General features: G+C 61.9%; 9 protein-coding genes. 1 reads left to right on the top strand and 8 read right to left on the bottom strand.

The window, feature by feature from the left end:
- Window positions 1-123: 123 nt before the first annotated feature.
- The 8 genes from AB1A62_RS21820 to AB1A62_RS21785 all read right to left on the bottom strand — a co-directional run bounded on the left by AB1A62_RS21820 (window position 124) and on the right by AB1A62_RS21785 (window position 6,663).
- A complete protein-coding gene (locus AB1A62_RS21820; RefSeq protein ID WP_366663562.1) occupies window positions 124-1,623 on the bottom strand; it encodes a caspase family protein in 1,500 nt (499 codons plus the stop codon).
- 130 nt (window positions 1,624-1,753) lie between these two features.
- Window positions 1,754-2,080, bottom strand: coding sequence for a hypothetical protein (locus tag AB1A62_RS21815; protein ID WP_366663561.1), 327 nt, complete (start codon window positions 2,078-2,080; stop codon window positions 1,754-1,756).
- Window positions 2,081-2,082: 2 nt separating this feature from the next.
- Entirely contained in the window at window positions 2,083-2,469 is a 387-nt protein-coding gene (locus AB1A62_RS21810) for a response regulator (protein ID WP_019297434.1), read from the bottom strand.
- A 39-nt stretch (window positions 2,470-2,508) separates the two neighbouring features.
- Window positions 2,509-3,366 (bottom strand): protein-glutamate O-methyltransferase, encoded by an 858-nt coding sequence (locus tag AB1A62_RS21805; protein WP_366663560.1) that lies wholly within the window; start codon window positions 3,364-3,366, stop codon window positions 2,509-2,511.
- Window positions 3,363-3,845 carry a chemotaxis protein CheW gene (locus AB1A62_RS21800; RefSeq protein ID WP_019297432.1) on the bottom strand — a complete coding sequence of 161 codons (483 nt, stop codon included), beginning with the start codon at window positions 3,843-3,845 and terminating at the stop codon, window positions 3,363-3,365. Before AB1A62_RS21800 ends, AB1A62_RS21805 begins: the two co-directional genes overlap by 4 nt.
- Window positions 3,835-6,003 carry a chemotaxis protein CheA gene (locus AB1A62_RS21795; RefSeq protein WP_366663559.1) on the bottom strand — a complete coding sequence of 723 codons (2,169 nt, stop codon included), beginning with the start codon at window positions 6,001-6,003 and terminating at the stop codon, window positions 3,835-3,837. Before AB1A62_RS21795 ends, AB1A62_RS21800 begins: the two co-directional genes overlap by 11 nt.
- A 1-nt stretch (window position 6,004) precedes the next feature.
- On the bottom strand, window positions 6,005-6,379 hold the full coding sequence (locus AB1A62_RS21790) for a response regulator (protein ID WP_366663558.1): 375 nt from the start codon (window positions 6,377-6,379) through the stop codon (window positions 6,005-6,007).
- Complete coding sequence (locus AB1A62_RS21785) at window positions 6,376-6,663, bottom strand: STAS domain-containing protein (RefSeq protein WP_029204938.1); 288 nt, start codon at window positions 6,661-6,663, stop codon at window positions 6,376-6,378. Before AB1A62_RS21785 ends, AB1A62_RS21790 begins: the two co-directional genes overlap by 4 nt.
- 414 nt (window positions 6,664-7,077) lie before the next feature.
- Between AB1A62_RS21785 and AB1A62_RS21780 the strand changes: the two genes are divergently transcribed.
- A partial coding sequence (locus AB1A62_RS21780; protein WP_366663557.1) for a cache and HAMP domain-containing protein occupies window positions 7,078-8,404 on the top strand: 1,327 nt, incomplete at its 3' end.

Genomic DNA, 8,404 nt, shown 5'->3' with positions numbered 1-8,404 from the left:
GCCGTGACCTCCGTCGCCGCCGCCATAACCGCCGGCGGCCTGGCCATCCAAAGGGGTGTTCAGGAAGAAAGTGAGGAGAACGAGGAACAAAGCACGATGTAACATCGGCTTGAAGTAGGGCGGTTATCCCTCCAGTCCATAGGCCTGACGGATTCCGCGTTGCGTTCCAGGGCCGAAGTCCCCGTCAATCGCGCCGGCGTAGAAATTGTTCTCTTTCAGCTTCTGCTGCAAGGCACGCCGGGTTTCGGCGGTGAACATGTTGGGGCGCTCGCTCAGGAGGTTGAGCACGTCGGAGCTTCCGCTGCGCAGCGCGGCATAGAGGTAATGCGCGGAATCTTCGGGGCCTTTCGAGGCGATCAGACCGTCATCAATTAGCGCGGCGAAGTTGAACTGCGCCTGCGGATGGCGCAGGTCAGCGGCACGCTCGAAGAAGGTCAGCGCCTTGTTCGGATTGGCTGGCAGACCCAGCCCCCCCTGGTAATGCAGGAAGCCAAGATCGTTGATCGCATCGGCGAAATCCTGGGCTGCGGCCGCTTGGTAAAGCTCCAGCGCTTTGGCCTCATCGACGTCCACGCCAGTACCGCGTTCATAGAGCTTGGCCAGTTCGAACTGTGCCTCGGGCGAGCCGGCATCCGCTGCGCGCTGCAGGAAATCCACCGCCGCCTTAGGGTCGAAACGGCCTTCGTTCGGGTTCAGCCGGATATAGGCCAGGCCAAGCATCGAGCGGGTGTCGCCCAGTTCGGCCAAGGCCAGCAGCTGCTCCTCCTGATCGGGCTTCAGCGCCGCCCATGCGGCAGAGGCGTCGGCCACCGATACCGGGGCATCATCTTCTCCGGGGCCCGCGAGGTAGAAGGGCACGCCGGTCAGCGAACCGTAGGTATGCGGTTCCTGCAGGTTCGCGGTGCTTTGCAGCACCTGGTCGCGGACCTGCCGGAACATCAGGCTGATTTCCAGCCCGGGCTGCACCATCTTTTCCATCAGGGCGGTCGCATAGGGCGAGTTGCTGCCGCTGCCGTCCAGCGCCACTTGGCCGTCCTTGGCAGCAAAGGCCACCAGGGTGCCGCGGTCCGGGTCGGCCGGCGCCATGCCGCCGCCGCCGCGGGTTGTTGCCGTGGTTTCAGTCGTCTGGCCGCTGCTCTGATCCAAGGCGATGGAGTCGCCCAGGGGGTTGTCGCGGCAGCTGTCCAGGATCACGATCCGCATCTTGCGCGCCCGGTCCACCGCATTCAGCAGCTGTTTCAGCGACAGCGACTGGCGCTGCACATCGCGGTTGCTGGCGACCTTGGCATCCGCTGGAATCAGGAAGTTTTCGCCCTGCACCTCAATCCCGTGGCCGGCAAAATAGACCAGCGCCAGATCGGCGACTTCGGAGCGGAAGGCGAAGTCATCCAGCAGCTGTTCCATCTCCGCTGTGCCCGGGTCGAGAGCCAAGCTGACGTCGAATCCGATGCCTTCCAATGTGTCCGCCATCGCGACCGCATCGTTACGGGTATTCTCGAGAGGCGGCAGATACTGGTACTCCGCAACACCAATGACCAGGGCAATTCGGTCAGTCGCAGCGTGGGCGCCCGCGGCAAGCAGCAGGCAGAAGGTGAAAATCAAGGGTTTGAAAATAAAAGACATGCGGATACCCGGGATAGCGAATTCTGCTAGTGCCCAATGTAGTCCTTAGAGGTAGTAAAGAAAAAGAAAATTCGCCGCGCGAGGTTGCGGCTGGCAGGCCCTGCCCGTTTCCGGGCAGGGCTTAGCTGTTTCAGGTGCTGGCCATGCTGCTGGCCGATCGCAACCGGTCGCGCAGCTTTTCCAGGGTAACCCCGGCCGCTGCGGCCGGCAGATCCGCCGGGCCTGACTTATCAACCTGGGCCTGCACGCGCTTGTAGAACCCGGAGAGTCCCGACAGCGTCTGGATCACCAGGTCGAAGTCCTGCAGCGAGCGGAGTTCCTGGCTGGTCGGCGCGGTGCCCCGTTCCAGAACGTCCAGGACGACGTCCTCCAGCGCTTGCATCTGGCTGCGCAGCTGCTCCATTTCCCACGCCGAGGCGGCGCAGAGTTCGCCCAGGGCTTTGTCGGGACGTTCCATGATCAGAGCCGCCCGACGACCTGTTCGATGGCCTGCTTCATGGTAGCCACCGTGAACGGCTTGCGGATGATGTTGTTCAGGCCGATCTGCTTGCCGACCTGGATGATTTCCGGAGTCGGCTTGCCGGTCACCAGGATGAAGCCGACACGCTGGGTCACCTGATGGCTGCGCAGCGCCTTCAGCAGGCCCAGCCCGTCCATGCCCGGCATGTTGTAATCCGACAGCACCAGATGAACCGGGGTTTGGGTCAGCTTCTGATAAGCGCCCTGACCGGAGTTTTCGACCATGTAGTTCTTGATGCCGATTTCATCCAGGCTTTGTGTGATGATCCCCCGGCTTGTCGACATATCGTCAACAACCATAACGCGGAGAGAGTCTTTCAAGCTCATTTTTCTTTCCTTCTGCTCTGCTTGCAGCCGTGGACAGGGTTACCTGCCAGCGGGTGAGTTGACGTAAGTGGTGATCCCGGCCGTCTTCAGGTGCTGCGCAGCCGGGCCAGACATGCGCTCGGAGTGACCGATGAAGAGGGTACCGCCCGGGTTCAGGGCATTCTGGAAGGCGCTCCAGACCTTCTGCTGGGTGGGGTTGTCGAAATAGATCGCAACGTTCCGGCAGAAAATCGCATCGAACTTGCCCCGGAAGGGGAAAGGTTCGATCAGGTTCAGCACCCCGAAGGTGATCAGATTGCGCAGGCTTTCCGGCAGCCGCCCGTCCGGATCGCGCTTCGGGACCAGCTTGCTGTATTTGGCGTCAATCTGGGCCAGTTCGTCCTCGGGGTATTTGGCAGCCTGAGCGTGGCGCACCACCACCGGGTCGATGTCGGTGCCCAGGATCTTGATGTCCAGCTTGGCGGCCTCCGGGCATACGTCCAGCAGCGTCATCGCAATCGAGTATGGCTCCTGCCCGTTGGAGCAGCCCGCCGACCACAGCCGCACCCGGCCGCCGCGCCGCGCCTGTTCCACCAGCGGCGGCAGCACGTCATTGCGCAGGGTTTCGAAGTGATGCGGCTCCCGGAAGAAATGGGTCACATTCGTGGTCAGCAGCGACAACAGACCGCTGCGTTCCTCGTCGGAATTGGGGCCGTCCAGGCTGGCAAGGTAGTCCTTGAAGTTGGTGATGTTGCGCTGGCGCAGTTTGCGGGCCAGGCGCGATGACACCAGCGGCTTCTTGCTTTTCGCCATCGCCAGGCCGAAGTTTTTGTGCGCGAACTGCGCAATGGCTTCGAATTCCTGGTCCGACAGCGAAAAGCTGTCCGCATTGGGAGTGATCGTGCCTTCTGCGCTCACGGCATCACCTGCTCCGGAGCCGAGATCACCGCATCCAGATTGATGATGCGCACCATGGTGTCATCATGCGAGATGATGCCTTGGATGTACTCCATCGTGTTGCGGCTATCCACTGGCGGGGTGTCCTGGATGTCGTCCGGGTTGATCGAGATGATCTCGGAGACCGATTCAGCCAGCAGGCCGACCGGTTTACCGTGCACGGAGACAACAATGACCACATTGCGCTCGCTGGCTTCGGTCTGCTGCAGACCGAAGCGGGCGGAGAGATCGTAGATCGGGATCACCGCGCCGCGCAGGTTCATCACCCCCAAAACATCGGCCGGGGCATGCGGCAGGATGGTCACCGGCGACCAGCGCCTGATTTCCCGGATCTGGGTGATCTTCAGGCAAAACGCCTGGCCGGCCACGGTGAAGCTCACAAACTCGCTGTGTTCAGCGTGTTTCACTTCCTGATCGGTTTGCTTCACTTCAGCTTGCATTGCTCATTCTCCGCTCGGTGTCAAAGGCGGCCGCAGTGGGCGAGGCCGCAATGATGCTTTCAGGGTCCAGGATCATGGCGATCTTGCCGTCGCCCAGGATGGTGGCCGCGGCGACGCCGGGGATTTCCCCGCAGACGCCGTCCAGGCTCTTGATCACCACCTGGCGCTGATCGTGGATGTCATCGACTGCCAGCGCGCAGCGCTGGCCGGTTTCGGTTTCCACCAGCAGGTAGACGCCGGCCTGCTGATCGCTTTCGCGGTAGAGGCCCAAAGCGCCGGCGACATCGCAGATCGGCACGAAGTTGCCGCGGATCGACAGCAGGGTGCCGTCGGCGCCCAGGCTGTTGATCATGTCGTCGCTGCCGCGCATGGTCTCGACGATCGAGGTGATCGGCACCACCATGGTCTGATCGGCCACCGACACCACCATGCCGTCCATCACCGCCAGGGTCAGCGGCAGGATGATGGTGAAGGTGGAGCCTTTGCCCGGTGAGGAAGAGATATTGATGCGCCCGCCAAGGCCGGTCACCGCATTCTTCACAACATCCATGCCTACCCCGCGGCCGGAGAGATTGGAGATCTCCTTGGCCGTCGAGAAGCCGGGCGCGAACAGCAGGTTATCGATCTCGCCATCGGTCAGTTCGGCGTTTTCCGGGATCAGGCCTTTCTCGATCGCGATCTGTTTGACTCGGGGGCGGTTCACACCGGCGCCGTCGTCCTTGATCTCGATGCAGACGCTGCCGGAACGGTGCGAGGCCGACAGCCGGATTTCACCGGTTTTGACCTTGCCCGCGCCTTCCCGGTCTTCGGGTTTTTCGATGCCGTGGTCAACCGCGTTGCGCAGGATATGCGTCAGCGGGTCGGACAGCCGTTCGATGACCGTCTTGTCGACCTCGGTGTTCTCGCCTTCGGTGACCAGCTTGCAAGTCTTGCCGGTGGCGGCCGAGGCCTCGCGAACGATCCGGGCCATGCGCTGGAACAGCGGCTTCACCGGCTGCGCGCGGATGGCCATGACGCCTTCCTGAATGTCGCGTGCCAGATTCTTGAAGCCTTCCAGCTCGGTCTCGACATCGCGGGTGTCCGAAACGTTGAGATTGGCGATCTGCTGGGCAAGCATCGAGTGGTTGATGATGAGCTCCCCGACAGCGTTGATCAGCCGGTCCACCCGCTCGAGCTCGACGCGGAGCGTCGGCTTCGGACCGCCGCGCTGCTCCTGCTTGCCGCTCTCGGCTTTCGGGGCCGAGGCCTTTTCTTCGGCGGCTGCCGGTTTGGCTTCGGGTTCAGGTGCGGGGACCGGCGGTTCAAAAGGGGTTGCAGGCGCCTCCCCCTCGGCGGCGGTTGCGGCATCCGGGGCGGGGGGCGCGCTGAACATTGCGTCCAGGGCTGCCAGCGCATTGGCTTCCGCCTCGGCATCGCCGTCGCCTTCGATCGACAGTTCGCACAGTCCTTCGACAAACTCGAAAACGGCCTCAACCTTCGAACGCGGCTCCGTGGTGACCAGCACTAGGTCCCATGCCAGATAGGCTTCGCCCATGTCCATCGTGTCAAAGCCGGGCAGTTCGTTCTCGTCCAGCGCGACGGTCAGTTCGCCCATATCCTTGAGCGCCTGGAACAGGAAGAAGGGCTCGTTGCCGGTGCCGTACATTTCCTTCAGCGGCTGGAAGCGGATCCGGTAGGTCTCTTCCTGCGGCTCCGCCGGGGCGCCGCCGATATCGCCAAGGTCCATCATCGGTGCCGGACCGCCCAGCCCCATCGGCTCGAAGGTGAGGTCTTCCTCTTCTTCGGGGATGTATTCGTCCAGCGCCGCAAGCAGGGTATCGTGATGCGCCTCGTCGATCTGGCCGCCGTCACGGGCCACCTCAACAAGCGCCGACAGATGGTCGCTGGAACGCAGCAGTAGCTGAATCAGCTTCTCGTCGAGATCCAGCCGGTTGGAGCGCACCTCGTCAAACACGGTTTCGAACCGGTGGGCAAAAGCCACCAGGTCGTCCAACCCAAAGGCCCCGGCGCCCCCCTTGATCGAGTGCACGGCGCGGAAAATCGCATTGACCACTTCAGAGTCGTGATCGCCTCCTTCGATGGCGGTCAGACCCTCATCCGTTGCTTCGAGGAGTTCTTCGCACTCCTCAAAGAAGGTATCCTGAATAGACCCCGACATCTCAGGCCGCAGCTCCGGTCACGCGCTTGAGTGCAAAGATCAGCGAGGCATCGTCAAACGGCTTGGTGATCCAGCCGGTGGCCCCGGCGCCGCGGGCGCGTGCTTTCAGCTCCGGCGCGCTTTCGGTGGTCAGCACCAGGATCGGCACCTTTGAATTGATACCGGTGCCGCGCAGCTCCTCGATCACGCCGAAACCGTCGAGGTTGGGCATGTTGATGTCCGTGATCACCACATCGGGATCCACGTCGGAATACATATCCACGCCTTCGCGGCCATCGACCGCGCAGTGGTATTCAAAACCGGCTTCTTCCAGGGTTGCGGCCAGAAGATTCCGGATGGTGCGGGAATCGTCGATTGCCAGAACTTTGGTTTTCATGCTGTTTCCTCGTCTTCAAAACGGTTGGGCTCCAGCCCCAGAAGCGTCAGGGACTTGCGGCAGGATTCAGTGATGTTGGTGACTGCGAAGCCTGCCCCCTCGGACCGCCACTGCTGTTCCGCACCAAGCAGAAGCTGCAGGCAGCGGGAGGGCATCAGAGCAACGCCGCTGCAGTCGATTTCGACCGCCTTGGCGCGCGCTCCTTGCAGGAAGGCGATCAGTGGATCCAGCTCCGCGAAAGCGTTCGGCAGATCCAAAACGTGTTTTTGCGTTTCCGTTGTCATTTTCGGCGATTCGCACCCCCGTTGTCGGCGATCAGTTCGAGTTCGATGAGGCAAGTTTTAGGCGGCGGGCCTTAATATTTGATTGCCGCCTGCGCCGCGCCGCGCGGGATTCATAAGGAGAGCGGCGGCAACTTCCGCAGCAAAAATCCGATCAATTTTTATCTGTGCTCTAACGGCCGGGAGAATCACCTGCAGCGAGCCGGCAGGCGTGTTTCCAGCCCCCCGCACAGCCTGCGGATGCATCTTTACCGGACCTTCAGAAAGTGACGCCGGAGCGCGGCAGAATTCGGCCTGTTTCCGCATCAAAATGCGGCATGCGGTATGCGCCGTAAGCGGCAAATTAACACCTGAGCCGCAATCTGGCTGGCATCATTATTGCGGTGGCCTAGACCGCATTGCTCTTAGGAGGACGGAATGAAAGCGTTCAAATCGCTCAAGCTGGCACATAAGTTGCCATTGTTTGTTGTTGGGTTCGGTGTGCTTGTGACGGCGATTCTCGTCACCATAAGCACCATCAGCTTCCAGCGCAGCGCCGAGAAGAATGCCGAGGACCAGTTCCGGTCCATGGTGGCTGACCGGAAGTTTTCGGTGCAGACATTGCTGGACGGTATTCATGCGGATGTGCAGACCCTGGCGGCGGTGCCGTCGACGGCCACTGCCATCGAATGGCTGACCATGACCTGGAACGATCTGGATGGAAATCCGGGCCAGATCCTGCGCCAGGCCTATATCGACGAGAACCCCAACCCGATCGGGCAGAAACATCTCCTGGTGCGCGGCAAGGGCGACTCGCCCTATCACATGCACCACGAAACCTTCCACCCGGCCTACAAGACGCTGATCGAGAGCAAGGGCTACTATGATGCCTTCCTGATCAACCTGGCCGGCGACATCGTCTATTCGGTGTTCAAGGAAAACGACTACGGCACCAACATGATGACCGGCCCGTTCAAGGATTCCGGCCTGGCTGACGTTTACCGTGCGGCGCTGGAAGGCAGCCGCGGGGAGGTTTTCTTTGCGGATATGGAGCCTTATGCGCCCTCCGGCGGTGCCGCCGCAGCCTTTGCCGCGTCTCCGGTGGTGAACGATGCCAATCTGACCGTAGGCGTGCTGGCGGTCCAGATCCCGGTGGACCTGCTGGGAGCCATCGTCAACAACGATCAGGGCATGGGGCAAACCACCCAGATATATATTGCCGGCTCCGACATGATGGCCCGGACCACGTCGCGGTTCGAAGACGGCTATCAGGTCTTGTCGCAGCTGCCTTCGGTCCCGCAGGTAACCACAGCTTTTGACGGAAAGTCCCACGTCCAGAAAGGCGTCCCTGGGCTGAACGGCCATGCTGTGCTTGCTTATTCCGAGCCGCTGCCGCTGGAATTTGCAAACTGGGCGATCATTGCCGAGCAGGACTGGTCTGAGCTGATGGCGCCAGCGGCCGAGAAGCGCAATATGCTGCTTCTGGCCTCGCTGATCTGCGCCGGCGGCATGTCGTTCTTCGGCTGGCTGTTTGCGCGGTCGATCACCAAGCCGATCGACCGAATCTGCACCGACATGGAGGCGGTGTCCTCCGGCGATCTCGACACCGAGGTGGAAGCGGCAAGCCGCACCGACGAGATCGGCAAGATCGGCAGGACCCTGGTCTCCATGCAGGACGACCTGAAGCTGGCCCGCGCCGCCGAGGAGGAGCGCGCCGAGATGCAGCGCCAGCAGCAGCAGGTGGTCGAAAGCCTGAGCGCCGGCC

The organism is Leisingera sp. JC11 (assembly GCF_040704725.1).
GTDB lineage: Bacteria > Pseudomonadota > Alphaproteobacteria > Rhodobacterales > Rhodobacteraceae > Leisingera.
Note: the sequence above shows the minus strand (reverse complement) of the source record. Positions and strands in the feature narration are given on the sequence as shown.